Below are 15,450 nucleotides of genomic sequence, written 5' to 3'. Positions count from 1 at the left end.
GTTTATCGCCTTTTGAGCATAGTATCGGACTCCAGTGCAACTATTTGGTTAAAAGAGCTACTAATTCACCATTTTTCATGCCAATAGCGACTATAGTGTCCGATATCTTGCTAAATCTCGATGATTGTTGCATTTAAGTGCTGCTGGGTCCGTTAGCTATATCAGCTCGTATACAAAGAGATTGCCAACTCAAAAACGGGGATATCCCAACAACCATAAATGGTTGTTAGGATACCCCCGAAAATTCAGTTCCTACTATTACACTTTACTCTTACGCGCCTTACCGTACATCCACAATCCTGCCAACATCCCCACTATAGCAACACCAGTCAATACGCCTTGAACGAAATCCATAAAAGTGGAGCCATCCGGAAGCATTCTACTAACCGTAGCCAGCGATACCGAACTCATTAAAAGCATAATGGTATATTGTTCGCTTGTAGACATCATTAGCACTCCTTAAAAGTTATATGAGGTCTTCTTAGATCTTGTAAGCTTTCATTGCTTTTCTGATTTCTTTAATACTTGGGCGTTTGCCGTACATCAGTACGCCGGTACGATAGATCTTGGCTGCCAGCCATCCGAAGATGAAGGTAGTCACAAGCAGGATCAGCAGCGATACAATGACTTGCCAGATCGCCACCTCGCCGACACCAATTCGGAGCAGCATCGTCAATGGTGAGGTGAAAGGCACATAACTCGCTATCTTAACCACTAGAGTATCTGCATTGGAGATACTGAACAGTGGAACATAGAACGCTACGAAGCCTAACATCATGATTGGCATTACCGCCTGACCGAGATCCTCCGTACGGCTGACAATCGAACCTACAGCCGCATACATCAAGGCATAGAGGAAGTAACCTAATACGTACAAGACAAATCCATAGAGCAGCAAGTTAATATTGAGCTGGCCTAAATCGAGATCAAAATCAGCCAATACAGTCGCATTATGCGGGAGCGTCAAATTGACGACGATCGCTGCGACAAAGATCCCAATTTGCAATATTCCTACTAGGAAAACACCGATAACTTTACCGAACATTTGCGCTAAAGGTGAGGCACTTGTAATCAGAATCTCCATAATCCGCGAGCTTTTCTCAGAAGTTATCTCTGCGGCAATCATGTTGCCTGTCATCATAATGGACATAAAGAACAACATAAGCATGGCATATACGATAATGTAGTTAATGGCTGGAGTGTCCTCCTGAGAGCTTTCACTGCCACCGCCTGCGTTAAGCTGTTGTGTAGTAATCTGCACAGGCGTTGACATTGCAGCAATCTGTTCAGAGGTCAGCTTGTCGCCAACGATGAATTGTGTGTTTGCTTGCTGAAGTGCATTTTGGAGATAAACTTGCACATCTCCGTTTAGTTCCCCATCATTACTATGATAAGTAACGGGTGGAAGCCCTTCACCAGTAGGTTCCGCAAAAGTAACATAACCTTCTACGGTCTCTTCATCTAATGCTTTCTTTAACTCGGCATCCTCCGCAGAAGCATATTGTACTATCTTAGCCTGTGGCATGCCCTCTGGCGCAGTATAAGCCTTCAACAATTCTGCAACCTGATTTCCCTCTTCAGCAATCACAGCAATTTGAGTAACTTCACTTTTGGCCGAATCACCCTTAAACTGATCGATGATATAGGGAAGATTCATCCCTATGCTGAGCAATAATACTAGAATCAAAGTAGTAATCATAAATGATTTCGTTCTAACTTTATTTTTAAAGGTAAAGCCGATAATTGTCCCCATCTTATTCATTAGATTCACCCACCGCTCTGATAAAGATTTGGTTTAACGTAGGTTCCTTGATTTCAAAATGCTCCACTTCACCCTGTGCTATCGCCTGCTGTAAAATACGCTGTGCTGCACCGATCTCACTGATCGATAACAGATACCCACGCTCCAGCCGTTTAACTGCTGTAACACCTGCGATGGACTCCAGACCTTTTACCTCATTAGCTGTACGCAGCAATACTTCTTCCCGCGGGTAGCCATTCTTGATCGTGCGGATATCCCCTTGAACGACCGTATTGGATCGATCGAGAATCGTAATGTTACGGCATAGCTCTTCCACATGCTCCATCCGGTGCGTAGAGAAGAGGATACTTGTTCCCGAATCACGTAATTCTTTGACCGTATCTTTCAGCAGCTCCACGTTTACTGGATCCAGCCCGCTGAAAGCTTCATCTAGAATCAGAATCTGCGGCTTATGAACGACAGCGGCGATAAAGCCCATTTTTTGCTGATTTCCTTTGGAAAGCTCTTCTATTTTTTTATTGTAATAATCCGGAACCTCGAATCGATCCAGCCAATAGCGCAAGCTCTTATCTGCATCACTAGCTGACATCCCACGCAGGCGGGCCAAGTAAACGATTTGATCGCTGATCTTCACCTTAGGATATAGTCCACGTTCTTCGGGCAGATAACCCATAAGTTGCTGCAGTTCACTGTTGAAAGGTTTTCCGTTATACAAAATCTTGCCCTCATCAGGGTAGATTAGGCCGAGCACCATACGCATCGTGGTTGTTTTCCCCGCGCCGTTCGCCCCCAGTAATCCGTAAATTTCCCCTTTACCTACGGTTAGGTTAATTCCGTTTACTGCGGTTTTTTCTCCATATTGCTTAACTACACTTTCCAGCTTTAAGGCTTCCATTTCTCTAGTCCCCTCTCTTGTGGTCAATTAGAATAGGACGATGACCCTGTGTCCATAAACTTAATATTTCGTCCAGCTCCAAACTGCGGCTCTTGATAACCTTTACGCCCAAGTCATGAATGCGTTTCTCGTTTTCAGAAAATTGTTCTATGATAAAAGAAGCTACACCCGGTGTATCCATGGTAAAGTGCAAGCTTCCTGGCAACTCAGCCGATAACTCCGCAAGCTCCTCTTCATCCGCAGCATTCACCCAAACCTCGGTCCAAGCACCGAACAGACTGTCTTTTTCAGCCATACCCAGCAGTTCTCCCCGATGCATAAGGACGATATAATCCGCCAGCCGTCGCACCTCATCCACAATGTGTGTGGAGATGATAATCGTTGCGTTGTGCTCATCCATATATTTACGAAGTGTCTCGATCATAATCTTCCAGGCAAAAGGATCAAGACCCGATGAAGGTTCATCCAATAGCAGCAGACTTGGCCGTGCCGCAAGTGCTACAGCAATTTCGAATTTCCGGCGCTCCCCTTTAGACATCTTCGAAAGTCTCATACGATACGGAACCTCAAAGCGATCCATCAGCTCGTGAAAATACTGATCGTCCCAATTTGGATACCAATACTTCCGAAATCGAGCTGCCTCCTCTGCATTCCAGTGGTTCTCCTCAGTAATTGACGTTTCAGGAACATAGGCAATGGTCTGACGAAGCTCCAGAGACAACCCGCTATCATACCTGTTCTCGAACCAATATATCTCGCCTTCCTCTGGATTAGTCAGCTGCATCAGCAGATTCAGCAGCGTACTTTTGCCAGATCCATTCTGACCTACCAAAGCTGTAATATATCCTTTAGGCAGATTCAGGGTCAGTGGCCCTATCGTCTTGTTTCGCCGCCGTTTAAGTACATTCCGCAATTCTATAGCCATCTGTACCATATGAGTAAGCGCCCCCTCTCAATCCTTTTCTCTATACTTGCGTTCTATAATCTCCATAAAAATCTGTTCAATTTCATCCTTGCTGCAATGTACCGATCGGCCGATATCCACTGCACTCTCAAGTGCTTTGCCAACCGTTTCACGTTTATATTCTTCCATGGCTCCGTCACCTACATGGGATACAAAGGTACCCGTTCCTTGTCGCGTTCGCAGCAAACCTTCGTTCTCCAGATCCTGATATACCCGCCGCACGGTAATTACACTGCATTTCAGATCTCCTGCGAACTCACGAATCGAGGGCAGCAGCGTACCTTCTGTAATGACTCCGCTAATGATTAATGATCTAAGCTGAGTCTCTATTTGATGATAGAGGGGCTCTGCACTATTTTCGTTGATTTGTACCGGTATCCACATTATTTACACCTCGCCTTCCACTCTAGCGTGCTAGAGCGCAGTCCTTGCCATTTCCGATTTTTTATATGAGATTGCGACTTTTCAGCCGATGTATAGTCCATTTAGAGAATAACTGCACAGATATTGTTCCCAGCAGAAGTGACCCCCACATGATCGGAGATAACAGCCCCCACTCCTTCGAATAGGAGATACTGTATAAGAACAAACTGCCTCCGCCCAGTGTAACTAAGAACGATGTTGCCCACGATAAAACTACGATAAGCAATGTTAGCCATAGATAAGCTTTGCCGCTAAAAAGATATTCAATAAAAATATATAGACCTGAGACCATGAATCCGAAGCCGAGCCAAGTAATCGCAAAAGCTATATACGAAGGAACCGCCAGTTCTGCCCGGAAATTCTCTCCTAACAAGTAAATAATAACGAAGAATAACGTACCATTTAGAGTAAAGGAGCCCACACCCTGAAGTTTCCTCCGCGATAATATTACTGCAGCTGGGATCGGTAAAGTTCGTAAGTAAACCAACATTTTTGTGTAAGAGTCTTCACTCCAATATTTCATGGAGCGGCGAGAGAATGTTAATCCCAATAAGGGGATAAAGGAGAGAAATAAGAAATCCGCTAGCATCGTCCGATCCTGCTCACCTAGTACATCATTTGCTATCAGGCTAGTCAGTCCACCAAGATAACTCATAAAAACAACTGTTATTACGAGGGTCCCTAATATTTTTAATTTGTCTCCGCGAAAATCAGAGCGCAACATAAACCATGAATCTTTTAATGTTCTCATTAATGCTAACCTCGCTTTACAATGTCTTCAGCGTCTAGCAGAAGCAGGTGTTCATATCCCTGTGCTTACTGTATATATCTATATACACAGTATATGACCTTGGTTTTTCATTGTCAATCCTGTAACTGGAAATTATTCAAAAGAAATAGGAGGTTTGGGCAACCTCATACTTCAAGCTTATGAAGACACTCTCAAACGTTAGGTAACGCTTATTTATTGAGATTAAATACAATGAAGGGGAATTGAGGCAGAATGCTACGGGGCGAATGTAACTGGGATAATGGAGTTTATTAGATAATTCATTCTGGAAATGAAGTAGTAAGAGCTCACTCTTGCTTCTATGCAACGTGTTGGTGTGATGTGTGTTGAGGGAGGCGGGTATGGCGGATGGTGCGGTATCGGGGGCGGGGTGCTGATTCGGCTGCTGACTGGTTCAGGTTTCGGGTGTGGGATACCGTTTCGGCTGCTAGTGCAGTTTCAAGTATGGGATATGGGCGACTGCCGGGCGGATTAACATTAGGGAAAAACTCCCTAAAATCTGCCCAACCGAGCTTAGATTATTAGTTTTTAGGGAAATCCTCCCCAAAAATTCAGCTATTACTCCGTTATTGAGCTAAATCCATTCACTTTCAGGGAGGATTTCCCTAATTATGGCCTTTTTTAGCTAATTTCGTGCATTATCAGGGAGGTTTTCCCTAATTGCGTCTTTTTCGAGCTAACTTCGTTCAGTTTCGGGACAGATCCCGAAGCTCTACAAACCAAAATAAGCCCATCACCCGCAATCCCTACTCAGGAACATGCAGATATATAGGCTTATTTCATAACTATTTACGGTTCTGCTACTCTAGTGCTGTTCATTCGCTCAACGCACTAAACTCTGTGCTCTATTCAAGCACTTATTTTACGCTCCCAAAATAACTTCCCACACCGGCTTGGTATGTCCACCTGGATACAAAACATACAACAGCACGTACACCATAACGCCTGTAATCGCTGTGATAAACCAAATTATCGATGTCACTCTGCCCCACTTACGGTGCTTGGAATACTTCGCCTTGAAACCAAGAGTTAACGTAGTAAGTCCGAATACCGCAGCTACGGTTGCCAGAACGATATGGAAGATCAAAAACACTTGATAAATTGTCTTCAGTTCATCCGGTCCACCCCATGAGGTATTTCCCACAAACAACGTTCTCGATACGTAAACAATAAAAAACAGCAGCGCAGCGATAGCGGCAGCAATCATCGTTTTCTTATGCGCCTCGCGTTTGCCCTTGATAATGAGCCACCAACCTATAGCCACCAGCACCGCGCTGATCACGATGAATGACGTACTAATAGTCGGAAACACTGTGAAAATATCCATGATTCTCCCCCTCGGCAGTCTACCAGTTATGCACGGTTCAAGTTGCTCTCCTGAAGTGTTGAGGATGGCGTCGACAATTCATCGTCGTCTTGTCCGTTCTCTTTTTTATACCAATGATAGAACACATAAGCAAGCATAGAGGCAAAAATAAATTCCTGAATGAACTTCATCGCGATGCCTCCTACCTGTTGATCCACCTTCGGCGACATCACTTCAAAGAATGCAGGACCTCCAAAATTCTGAAGTAAAACAGAGGGGTCACCCGAGATACAATAGCCCATAGCACGCGCCCAAGTCTCTGGATCACTGTAAGTGGCGTAGAGCGGATGATCGGCAAATATAATCAGCCCGCAAGCTGGCGTCAGCAATACCATGTTCAGAAAAATAAACCCAATCTTCCCAAGCCCACTCGCCATACGATGTTCCGGCAGCGGATTAATCAGTGTCCACCACATTAAAGCAGAAGTCAGGAACAAAACAATGTAATAAATACGATGAACAGTAAAATGCAGCATCACATAATCATGAATAACAGGAATATGGTACAAGGAAAAAAGCCCGTTAAACAATAGAGCAGCTACTACCGGATGAGCTAAAAAAGATAACCGCCGAAGCGGATTCACCTTTAGTATCCTGCGCCAGATAAAATCTGGAATTCCAAGCATAATCAGCGGCACCGCTACCAGATAAGACAAGGCCATACTGACCATGTGGAAGGAAAACATCATATGCCCTAAAAGGCTAATGGGTCCTCCTTGTGCCAGGTAAAGGGCAAGCATCCCACAGACAAATAACGCTCTACGCCAAAATGGCACCGATAATGAATCGGCAGAACGCCCAGCAATCGGACCAATCCACACAAAATAACCTGCTGTCAGCAGCAGCATTACCGCTAGAAAAAGCGGACTCCATAGTTCAGCAAAACTAAAGTATTCTAATCCCAGCATAATCCCAACCTCCTAGCGCAGGAATTCATATATCTAAACATCAAAAAGAGGGGGCATCGCAGCCCACCTCTTTCATTATCGTCCGTTAATTCCACCAAACCCAATACAGCGACATAACAATACAGGTCCCAGCGATAAAGAAGCCGCCCAGCATGAAGAGAATCGGCAGAAGATGCCCTTTATCTTTTAGATGCATCCAGAAGCCCATCTGCACAATAACCTGAAGAACAGCCATTACCAGCAGCAAAATAATCGCAAAGGTTGCATTTACGCCCCCAGCCGCTACAGCAGCGAAAGCAATCAATGTTAAGACAATGGAGAAAATAAAGACAACAATATGTTTCTGTGGTCCTTCATGCCGATGACGTTGCTTATACCCGCCGCTATCTGGCATATGCTGATCCGTCGTCATAGTGCCTAGCCCACCTTTCCGAGTAGGTATACAACCGTAAAGATGAAGACCCATACTACATCGATAAAATGCCAGTACATGGCTGACACATACACTTTTGGTGCAGTAACTACCGTTAACCCCTTGCGGGCGAGCTGCCCGATCAAGATGGAGATCCAAGCGATCCCGAAAGCTACGTGCGCACCATGAAATCCTACCAGTGTGTAGAATGCCGAGCTGAATGCACTTGTGGTCATTCCGAATTCTTCGTGTCTTACATATTGAGTAAACTCATAGATCTCCAAAACCAGGAAACCTAAACCTAAACCTACAGTAACTAAAAGCCAATTCCGTAGCAGTGCCGGCCGATTTCTGTGCATCGCTTGAATAGCGAATACACTCGTCAGACTGCTTACCAGCAGGATGAATGTTGCAGCGGCTACAAGCGGCAGGTGAAACAGTTCATTCGCCGAAGGCCCCTCATTCGTCTGATTACGCAGTGCGAGGAAAGTAGCGAACAACGTGCCGAACAATACCGCTTCGCCGCCTAGAAACAGCCAAAAGGCAAGAACCTTGTTGCGTCCTTCGAGCGTAGCTTTTTCCGGCTCGTGCGGAAAGGTATCCTTAGAAGCTTCTGCATGTGCCGTTGTCATGTCCGCTCACTTCCTTCCAGCTCTTCAGGTTCAATATGCCATCCGTGATCATCATACAGCGAACGCATCAGCATGGATCCAAATGTAATAATAAGACCGATGGCTGTAACGATATAATTATTAAACAGGAAGCTCATAAAAGCATTGCCGAATTCATCACGGCTAAACATAAAGCCAAGCCCAGCGATAAAAATTCCGATAGACATCGTAAACGGTAAAATCGTTGCTGACGGCATATGAATTGAGCCCACCGGCTCTGCTGGTGTCATGCCTTTATTCCCTGCTACTTTTTCTTTCCAGAAGGCATCAATCCCCCGAATAAGAGGTGTTTGCTTGAAGTTATATTCTGGCGGCGGTGAAGGAATGGTCCATTCCAATGTACGTCCATCCTCCCACGGATCATTGCCTGCATCCGCTGGTTTTCTGGAAGTCAGGAAGATGTTCACCAAGAAAATAATCATACCAACACCCATAAGTCCTGCACCAATGGTACTGACTAGATTTAGCAAATCAAATTGCTGATTTGGTAAATAAGTAAATACGCGGCGCTGCATCCCCATAAGCCCAAGGAAATGCTGTACAAAAAAGGTCAGATGGAATCCGATGATAAACGTCCAGAAAGTCCACTTGCCCAGCGTCTCACTCAGCATCCTTCCGAACATTTTTGGCCACCAGTAGTGCAGACCTGCGAACAGGCCAAGCACCAAACCACCTACAATAACATAGTGGAAATGCGCTACAACAAAATACGTATCATGGAACTGAAAGTCAGCAGGTGCGGACGCCAGCATCACTCCAGTAACTCCCCCCATAGTAAATGTAGGAATAAATCCTACAGCGAACAGGTTAGGGGTTGTGAAACGTACTTGTCCGCCCCACATCGTGAACAACCAGTTAAAAATTTTAATCCCAGTTGGAACCGCAATTAACATCGTTGATACGGAGAACAACGCGTTAGCTACAGGTCCAAGTCCAGTTGTGAACATGTGGTGAGCCCAAACCATAAAACCTAAGAAGGCGATCAAGATGGTTGCAAACACCATGGAGCTATATCCGAACAGTCTTTTACGCGAAAAGGTTGGGATGACCTCGGAAATAATCCCGAAGGCAGGCAGAATGAGAATATACACTTCCGGGTGACCAAATATCCAGAAGATATGCTGCCATAGCACTGGACTTCCTCCGGCTCCGACTTCGAAGAAATTGGCTCCTAAAATCCGGTCGAATGTCAGTAGTACTAAACCCACTGTTATTGCTGGAAAAGCAAACAAAATAATGGCGGAAGTAATAAATGTAGTCCAGGCGAACATCGGCATCCGCATATAGGTCATTCCCGGCGCACGCATCGTAATGATCGTGGCTAGAAAGTTAATCCCCCCGATGAGGGTCCCTAATCCGGCAATTTGCAAGCCGATCGTATAGAAGTCTACACCGTGTGTAGTGCTGTATGTACTCGTAGATAGTGGGGTGTAGGCGGTCCACCCGGCATCAGGAGCACCACCCATAACCCAGCTAAGATTCAGTAGAATCCCGCCGAACAGGAAGGTCCAGAAACCAAGTGCATTTAGAAAAGGAAAGGCTACGTCACGTGCACCGATCTGTAGCGGAATGACGGCATTCATGAGTGCGAAGATGACTGGCATGACGCCGAGGAAGATCATCGTCGTACCATGCATGGTTATGAGTTCATTAAACGTTTGTGCATCCAAAAAGTTATTCATCGGCTTGATGAGCTGCCAACGAATCAGAAGCGCTTCAATTCCCCCGATGCCAAAAAATAATCCTCCGGCCCATAGGTACAAAATCGCGATTTTTTTGTGATCGACGGTTGTTAGCCAATCCATAAGTCCTGTATGGCGCTTCACACTGTGGCCGTGCCCCAGAGGCTTGGATGAATTCAAGGTATGCGCTGCTTGAGCCAAAGTTCGTCCCCCCTTTTCGAAAGTTCCGCCCGCCTTTAGGCTAAGGCATTAGTCCAGCTTATAGTTGGCCAGATACTCTGCAATGCCATCAATCTCAGCATCACTCAGGCCCAGATCTTTGGGGTTAGGCATCAGATTGCCTGGTTTTACGGATTGCGGGTCGTGCAGCCAGGTTTTGAGATTCTCTTCAATCGGCGCACCATCTTCCCTCGTGTCGTCGTTGAGCAGAATTCCAGCAATCGATTCCCGAGAACCAATTCCGGTCAAGTTCGGCGCATTATTAATCCCTTGATCGCCTACAGCGTGGCAAGTCAGACATGCCGCTTTGAACTTCTCAGCTAAAGCAGGATCCTCTGGCAGCACAGCTACAGGTGCTTTCATCGAATCAATCCACTTTTGAAACTCTTGTTCACTAACTGATTTCACCTTAAATTCCATCAATCCATGAGAAGGTCCACATAGCTCCGCACATTTCCCACGGTAAACGCCTTCATTAGGCGCACTAAAGCTAAAGCGGTTAATCGTTCCAGCTGGGTTGGTATCGATTTTACCGGAAAGAGAAGGGACCCAGAAGGAGTGCAGCACATCTTTAGTTTCCAGTTCAAAGGCGATATCTTTGCCCACCGGAATAATCAGGTCCTGCGCTGTAGTTACCTTATAGTCGGTATACTCAAACTCCCACCAGTATTGGTGGCCGGTTACTTTAACCTTGATCGCATTCTTGTCATTGGAATGATCATCTCCAGCGGCAAACACAGCTTTAACCGTTGGCACGGCCAGTACTACAACAAGGATGAGCGGAATGACTGTCCAGAGAATCTCAAGTTTCATACTGCCCTCAACCTGCTCAGGGATTTCATTCTGACCCGGTCTTCTGCGGAAGCGGATCAGTACATAAGCTGCAATCGTAAAGACAATCAGCAACACCACGATCATAATGCTGATCGACAGCTCCATTAATCCGTAAGATCTGTCTGCTGCAGGTCCCTGTGGTCTGAGTACTGACAAGTCCTCACGACCGCACCCGGCAAGAAAGAGTCCAAACATAGCGGTCATGGGAAGGAGTCGCTTTACAGCCTGCCACGTTTTCATCATTGATCTACCCCGCTTTTCCCGATTTCGTAGATTCCTGTTTTTTTCTGTCAATTATAACAATCACTATTAATATAAGTTTAAGGGAAAGTTTTGTCAATCGTTCACAACTAGTTCACATTGTAATTTTCCACACAATAAACCCTTGTCCCATCTGGATTTTATAGCATTTTATGAAAACGCAAACAAATAAAAAATAATAAAGAAAGCGCATTCAATTTAAAGTGTGTCTATTAATTCATTTGACTATTCTATGAGGAAGACTTTTCCTTATTCGTAAATGGGCATACAAAAAAAACCGATTCCAGCAACAAAAGTCGCTCGGGCACGGTTTATAAGAATCCTCGTGGATGTTATTACTCAAAATGATGTCTAAAGTTAAGCAAGTGACAAACGTATCTGTTAGCTAGGAGACGGATGAATTCATCCGTACCAACTCGTGTTCCACGACCATGGTCAGTTCTTCTTCATAGCCTCCTGTAATCCGATACTTTCGGACGTACTCCTTTACGAATTTCTTGGGATCTTTGGGCCGGAAAATGCGTGTCATTTCCCGTAGACTTTCCTTGACTTCGTTATGACCTTTACTTGCCATGATCAGTTCCCTCCCAAAACATTGAAAATGAATGCTCCGTTGTAGAGAATGCATGATGAAAAGTACGCCGTAACCTCGAATGCAAGTGAAGTATCCAGTACACATACGTGGCTTGCACTATCCGTCAAAACGTGGAATCTAAAGCTAAATCTAGCCTTTGAGACACCGCCTTGCCGGTGAAGCAGGTTCGTCGTGATTTGGGCTGAGAGTAAGGACGCCTGATGAACGATAGCTCCTTGACACTTTTATTACCCGAAGAGCCACTTACTGAATCACTCCTTTCGGGCCTTATCGTTATATTGTATCATATTCCGGATTAACTTCCACCTTTCCTTGTAAAATGTACTATTTGGAAAATATTATTTTTTACAGCTGTCTTCGTAAGTCAGATGTCTCCAAACTGGTTAAAATACAATAACCTATACAGCAAGCGAAATTGTATTTATCAACAAATGAGAAGGAGATCTTTATGGCCCAGCCTGTAATTCCCCTAATGACTACCGCAACGCCAGAAGACACCGATACACGCAGGGAGGGTCTTGAACAAGCCCATCAAGCTATCCTAAAAGAATACCCCAAGATGCATAGCATGCTTATTGTGCGTCATGGAAAACTTATCTTCGAACGTTATTATAACGACCATCATGCTGGAGCATTAAATGATCTCCGTTCTGCCACCAAAAGTTTTGTCAGTGTCCTTACGGGAATCGCTATCGGCCGTGGAGAGATGCCTGATCTCCATATTTCTGTGTCCGAGGTCCTTCGCAAGCATATTCCATACCTTCACTCCCCACATCTCTCAAAAATTACACTCCGTCATCTTCTTACCATGACTTCCGGTTTTAGCTGGATCACAGGGAAGAAGCTTGGTGAACCGCTTGTTCGGAACCTCCATCGCAGCCGCCGCTGGGGTTCCTTTGGCCTTAGCTTGAACATTATTCCAGAACAAATCGGCCAGTTCCAATATCGAAGCATCGACTCACATCTAATCTCGATAATGATTAGTGAATCTACAGGTCTTGATGCATTTTCCTATGCAGCACAGCATTTATTCACTCCACTCCGAATGGCTAATACCGCTTGGTTACCTAGCCCCGAAGGACATAGCATGGGTCATATCGGTTTGCACCTAACGTCTCGGGATATGGCTAAATTCGGAATCTGCCTGCTGAATAATGGAGTGTTTGCAGAGCAGCAAATCATCCCAGAACATTGGTTGCAGGATGCACTTACCGCTCAAGCTAAGGGATATCCAGCGTTTGGTGATTACGGATATCAGTTTTGGATCGGTACGATGAGCGGGCAGCCCTACAAGCTCGCCCACGGGCATGGCGGGCAGCAGATTCTGCTCTTTCCCAATCTGGATGCTGTAGTGGTCTTTACAGCAGAGAGCAAGACAAACAACTGGAAGAACCCTCGCAGGCTGCTTGAAAAGTATGTTCTCCCTTCAATGAGCTAAACATACTTTTTCCTGACAAGTCATAGGCTTGTAAGGAAGAAGGATTCGAACAATCAAGCCCCTTCTTCTCCAAGCAGAAGGAGAGTGAGCCCATTGTCCCCTTTTAAATCATCCACCGGATTGCCCGATAATATAGCGGGCGCGTTGTGTTACTTTTTCCCTTTTCTCGGCGGCGTCGTCTTTCTCGCATTGGAGAAACGCAGCCGCTTTGTGCTGTTCCATTCGCTGCAATCACTGATTACCTTCGGGGTGCTGATGATCCTCCACGTTCTAACCGGATTGGTCCCATTCCTCGGTCCCTTGATGAGTGCCCTCGTCTCTCTTTGCAGCTTTGGGGTGTGGCTGTTAATGATCTACCATGCCTTAAGTGGCAGGTGGTATAAACTCCCTTGGGCAGGTGATATCGCAGAAAGTCAGATTCGCCATCTGTAATCCCCCAAAAAGCAGCCCCTCTGATCGCTGAAAAGTATTCCCTTTTGCCCATCCACTCCTTACAATGTAGAAAGGGCATCAATGGAATTCTACAGGCTGGAGGAAATCATATGTATCTATTTATCATAAACCCGCGTTCCGGCGGGGGAGCAGGCGGCCGGACCTGGCATACTGTAGAGGCGCTCATGAAGGAGCGTTCGCTGCCTTTCATGTCCTTGTTTACGCACAGCGTAGAGGGTGCAGAAGCCCTTGTTTTAAATACACTAAAGCATCGCGAGGATTGGAAAGCCGTGATTGTAATCGGCGGTGACGGCACGCTCCATAGCATTTTGGGTGCACTTTGCGGCAAAGATATCCCCATGGGCGTGATTCCTGCCGGCTCCGGCAACGACACCGCCCGGGGGTTTGGCATTCCACTTTCCATAGAAGCCGCGCTGGAGGCCGCCCTTAGCGAGCGGTATATCGAAGCAGACCTGCTTTCAGGAGCAAACGGACTGACCGTAACAGCCGTTGCCAATGGCTTTGATGCTCAAGTGGCCGAGAATGTGAATGCCAGCCGATACAAAAGGCTGTGCAATGCCATTGGAGCAGGCCAGCTCGCGTATATCATCGGCATATTGCATACGCTGATGACGTTCAAGCCCTGCCGGGTAAGCGTAGTCTGCGACGGTACGGAGCACGCCTTCGAGAAGGCATGGCTGGTCTCGATCTGCAACCTGCCCAGCTACGGCGGCGGGCTTTTGATCTGCCCGCAGGCAAAGGCCGATGACGGCCAGCTTGACGTCTGCGTCGTACATGGGTGCAGCCGCGGGCAGTTGCTGCGGTTGTTCCCCACGGTACTGAAGGGCAAGCATGTGGCGTTGCCCTTCGTGTCTATGCTGCGCGGACGTAGCGTAGCTGTAGGCTTTGCCGAGGCCCGGCCAGCGATCGGCGACGGCGAGAGCCTCGGCAAAGGGCCGCTGGCCGTTCGCTGCGAGCCGGGGGCGCTGCGGGTGCTATCGCCGCTGGCGGCGGACAGCGTACAGCTGCCCGTCGACACTGCAGCGGCATGCGGCAGCAACGGGTAACCTGACCCGTGCATACCATACACACAAAAAACAGCAAGCGACTGGTTCATTACCAGTTCGCTTGCTGTTTTGTATATCCTATAGCTTTTGTTTGAGAATGCATTCCAAAAGCCTCAAACAAGAGGCTCTTCCTCGTCTTCCACGAAAGTGACTCTTCCGTCCTCCAGTGAAGCAATACGCACAAGTGACTCTACGCGATATCCCGCTTCCTGCAGCAGCCGATTCCCTGGCTGGAACGCTTTTTCGATCACAATACCAATTCCAACCACACTTCCCCCCGCCTGCTCAACAATACGGGCAAGTCCGAAGGCGGCTTCACCATTCGCCAAGAAATCATCAACAATCAGCACCCGTTCTCCGGGAGCAATGAATTTCTTCGAAACGGTAATTTCATTCGTTTCTTTCTTCGTGAAGGAGTAGACCTTCTCCACGTAAATGTCTTCTGTCAGCGTCAGCGATTTCTGCTTACGGGCAAAAATCAGCGGAACCTCCAGCTCTAATGCTGTCATAATCCCCGGAGCAATCCCCGAGGATTCTATAGTCAGCACCTTCGTAATTTCTTCGCCAGCGAACCGGCGGATAAACTCACGGCCAACCTCACGCATCAGGAAGGGGTCCATCTGATGATTCAGAAAAGAATCCACCTTGAGCACTCCTTGCCCGAGTACAATACCTTCTTTCAACACTTTTTGTCTCAACAGCTCCATAGTGCTCCTCCTTCTCCCATCATT

General features: G+C 46.5%; 18 protein-coding genes. 4 read left to right on the top strand and 14 right to left on the bottom strand.

The genetic code is table 11. The features are described 5' to 3' along the window. Positions 1-258: 258 nt before the first annotated feature. The 6 genes from MKY54_RS02655 to MKY54_RS02630 all read right to left on the bottom strand — a co-directional run bounded on the left by MKY54_RS02655 (position 259) and on the right by MKY54_RS02630 (position 4,795). The gene (locus MKY54_RS02655; RefSeq protein WP_076124477.1) at positions 259-447 is read right to left on the bottom strand and encodes a hypothetical protein; all 189 of its coding nucleotides are present in this window, start codon (positions 445-447) and stop codon (positions 259-261) included. 34 nt (positions 448-481) lie between these two features. Further along, positions 482-1,762: an ABC transporter permease gene (locus MKY54_RS02650; protein ID WP_076124479.1), complete on the bottom strand. Its 1,281-nt coding sequence runs from the start codon at positions 1,760-1,762 to the stop codon at positions 482-484. After that, positions 1,755-2,657, bottom strand: coding sequence for an ATP-binding cassette domain-containing protein (locus tag MKY54_RS02645; RefSeq protein WP_036676693.1), 903 nt, complete (start codon positions 2,655-2,657; stop codon positions 1,755-1,757). The genes MKY54_RS02650 and MKY54_RS02645 overlap by 8 nt, the downstream gene beginning before the upstream one ends. A 4-nt stretch (positions 2,658-2,661) precedes the next feature. Continuing rightward, positions 2,662-3,591, bottom strand: a complete 930-nt coding sequence (locus MKY54_RS02640; protein WP_339189355.1) for an ABC transporter ATP-binding protein — start codon at positions 3,589-3,591, stop codon at positions 2,662-2,664. A gap of 18 nt (positions 3,592-3,609) precedes the next feature. After that, entirely contained in the window at positions 3,610-4,005 is a 396-nt protein-coding gene (locus tag MKY54_RS02635; RefSeq protein WP_076185182.1) for a GntR family transcriptional regulator, read from the bottom strand. A gap of 61 nt (positions 4,006-4,066) precedes the next feature. Then, positions 4,067-4,795: a hypothetical protein gene (locus MKY54_RS02630; protein ID WP_076124484.1), complete on the bottom strand. Its 729-nt coding sequence runs from the start codon at positions 4,793-4,795 to the stop codon at positions 4,067-4,069. 340 nt (positions 4,796-5,135) lie between these two features. Between MKY54_RS02630 and MKY54_RS02625 the strand changes: the two genes are divergently transcribed. Further along, entirely contained in the window at positions 5,136-5,309 is a 174-nt protein-coding gene (locus MKY54_RS02625) for a hypothetical protein (RefSeq protein ID WP_179088739.1), read from the top strand. Positions 5,310-5,696: 387 nt separating this feature from the next. On the opposite strand, the gene MKY54_RS02620 is transcribed toward MKY54_RS02625, so the two are convergent. The 7 genes from MKY54_RS02620 to MKY54_RS02590 form a co-directional block, all read right to left on the bottom strand. After that, positions 5,697-6,161, bottom strand: a complete 465-nt coding sequence (locus MKY54_RS02620; RefSeq protein WP_076124485.1) for a DUF420 domain-containing protein — start codon at positions 6,159-6,161, stop codon at positions 5,697-5,699. A gap of 26 nt (positions 6,162-6,187) precedes the next feature. Beyond that, positions 6,188-7,108: a cytochrome c oxidase assembly factor CtaG gene (ctaG, locus tag MKY54_RS02615; protein ID WP_339189351.1), complete on the bottom strand. Its 921-nt coding sequence runs from the start codon at positions 7,106-7,108 to the stop codon at positions 6,188-6,190. Positions 7,109-7,193: 85 nt separating this feature from the next. Then, a complete protein-coding gene (locus tag MKY54_RS02610; protein ID WP_036682505.1) occupies positions 7,194-7,520 on the bottom strand; it encodes a cytochrome C oxidase subunit IV family protein in 327 nt (108 codons plus the stop codon). 5 nt (positions 7,521-7,525) lie between these two features. Further along, on the bottom strand, positions 7,526-8,152 hold the full coding sequence (locus tag MKY54_RS02605) for a cytochrome (ubi)quinol oxidase subunit III (protein ID WP_038568531.1): 627 nt from the start codon (positions 8,150-8,152) through the stop codon (positions 7,526-7,528). Then, positions 8,149-9,996 carry a cytochrome c oxidase subunit I gene (ctaD, locus tag MKY54_RS02600; protein ID WP_076124740.1) on the bottom strand — a complete coding sequence of 616 codons (1,848 nt, stop codon included), beginning with the start codon at positions 9,994-9,996 and terminating at the stop codon, positions 8,149-8,151. The genes MKY54_RS02605 and ctaD overlap by 4 nt, the downstream gene beginning before the upstream one ends. A 126-nt stretch (positions 9,997-10,122) precedes the next feature. Continuing rightward, the gene (coxB, locus tag MKY54_RS02595; protein WP_076124488.1) at positions 10,123-11,169 is read right to left on the bottom strand and encodes a cytochrome c oxidase subunit II; all 1,047 of its coding nucleotides are present in this window, start codon (positions 11,167-11,169) and stop codon (positions 10,123-10,125) included. Positions 11,170-11,572: 403 nt separating this feature from the next. After that, a complete protein-coding gene (locus tag MKY54_RS02590) occupies positions 11,573-11,761 on the bottom strand; it encodes a hypothetical protein (protein WP_019913840.1) in 189 nt (62 codons plus the stop codon). A 469-nt stretch (positions 11,762-12,230) separates the two neighbouring features. Between MKY54_RS02590 and MKY54_RS02585 the strand changes: the two genes are divergently transcribed. From MKY54_RS02585 to MKY54_RS02575, 3 genes are all read left to right on the top strand, one after another. Beyond that, complete coding sequence (locus MKY54_RS02585; protein WP_076276043.1) at positions 12,231-13,220, top strand: serine hydrolase; 990 nt, start codon at positions 12,231-12,233, stop codon at positions 13,218-13,220. A 93-nt stretch (positions 13,221-13,313) separates the two neighbouring features. Next, positions 13,314-13,652, top strand: coding sequence for a membrane protein (locus tag MKY54_RS02580; protein WP_036682511.1), 339 nt, complete (start codon positions 13,314-13,316; stop codon positions 13,650-13,652). A 110-nt stretch (positions 13,653-13,762) separates the two neighbouring features. Next, positions 13,763-14,719 (top strand): diacylglycerol kinase family protein, encoded by a 957-nt coding sequence (locus MKY54_RS02575; RefSeq protein WP_052096739.1) that lies wholly within the window; start codon positions 13,763-13,765, stop codon positions 14,717-14,719. Between the two features lie 113 nt (positions 14,720-14,832). Here MKY54_RS02575 and MKY54_RS02570 read toward each other — a convergent pair whose 3' ends face one another. Then, the gene (locus tag MKY54_RS02570) at positions 14,833-15,426 is read right to left on the bottom strand and encodes a xanthine phosphoribosyltransferase (RefSeq protein ID WP_076101352.1); all 594 of its coding nucleotides are present in this window, start codon (positions 15,424-15,426) and stop codon (positions 14,833-14,835) included. Between the last annotated feature and the right edge of the window lie 24 nt (positions 15,427-15,450).

Origin of the sequence: Paenibacillus sp. FSL P2-0121 (genome assembly GCF_037975345.1) — a bacterium.
GTDB classification, from domain to species: domain Bacteria; phylum Bacillota; class Bacilli; order Paenibacillales; family Paenibacillaceae; genus Paenibacillus_AQ; species Paenibacillus_AQ odorifer.
Note: the sequence above shows the minus strand (reverse complement) of the source record. Positions and strands in the feature narration are given on the sequence as shown.

Excerpts from the sequence above, each read along its gene's own strand:
- MKY54_RS02655 (WP_076124477.1), bottom strand. The coding sequence starts at position 447 with ATGTCTACAAGCGAACAATATACCATTATGCTTTTAATGAGTTCGGTA.
- MKY54_RS02650 (WP_076124479.1), bottom strand. The coding sequence starts at position 1,762 with ATGAATAAGATGGGGACAATTATCGGCTTTACCTTTAAAAATAAAGTT.
- MKY54_RS02645 (WP_036676693.1), bottom strand. The coding sequence starts at position 2,657 with ATGGAAGCCTTAAAGCTGGAAAGTGTAGTTAAGCAATATGGAGAAAAA.
- MKY54_RS02640 (WP_339189355.1), bottom strand. The coding sequence starts at position 3,591 with ATGGTACAGATGGCTATAGAATTGCGGAATGTACTTAAACGGCGGCGA.
- MKY54_RS02635 (WP_076185182.1), bottom strand. The coding sequence starts at position 4,005 with ATGTGGATACCGGTACAAATCAACGAAAATAGTGCAGAGCCCCTCTAT.
- MKY54_RS02630 (WP_076124484.1), bottom strand. The coding sequence starts at position 4,795 with ATGAGAACATTAAAAGATTCATGGTTTATGTTGCGCTCTGATTTTCGC.
- MKY54_RS02625 (WP_179088739.1), top strand. The coding sequence starts at position 5,136 with ATGCAACGTGTTGGTGTGATGTGTGTTGAGGGAGGCGGGTATGGCGGA.
- MKY54_RS02620 (WP_076124485.1), bottom strand. The coding sequence starts at position 6,161 with ATGGATATTTTCACAGTGTTTCCGACTATTAGTACGTCATTCATCGTG.
- ctaG (WP_339189351.1), bottom strand. The coding sequence starts at position 7,108 with ATGCTGGGATTAGAATACTTTAGTTTTGCTGAACTATGGAGTCCGCTT.
- MKY54_RS02610 (WP_036682505.1), bottom strand. The coding sequence starts at position 7,520 with ATGACGACGGATCAGCATATGCCAGATAGCGGCGGGTATAAGCAACGT.
- MKY54_RS02605 (WP_038568531.1), bottom strand. The coding sequence starts at position 8,152 with ATGACAACGGCACATGCAGAAGCTTCTAAGGATACCTTTCCGCACGAG.
- ctaD (WP_076124740.1), bottom strand. The coding sequence starts at position 9,996 with ATGGATTGGCTAACAACCGTCGATCACAAAAAAATCGCGATTTTGTAC.
- coxB (WP_076124488.1), bottom strand. The coding sequence starts at position 11,169 with ATGATGAAAACGTGGCAGGCTGTAAAGCGACTCCTTCCCATGACCGCT.
- MKY54_RS02590 (WP_019913840.1), bottom strand. The coding sequence starts at position 11,761 with ATGGCAAGTAAAGGTCATAACGAAGTCAAGGAAAGTCTACGGGAAATG.
- MKY54_RS02585 (WP_076276043.1), top strand. The coding sequence starts at position 12,231 with ATGGCCCAGCCTGTAATTCCCCTAATGACTACCGCAACGCCAGAAGAC.
- MKY54_RS02575 (WP_052096739.1), top strand. The coding sequence starts at position 13,763 with ATGTATCTATTTATCATAAACCCGCGTTCCGGCGGGGGAGCAGGCGGC.
- MKY54_RS02570 (WP_076101352.1), bottom strand. The coding sequence starts at position 15,426 with ATGGAGCTGTTGAGACAAAAAGTGTTGAAAGAAGGTATTGTACTCGGG.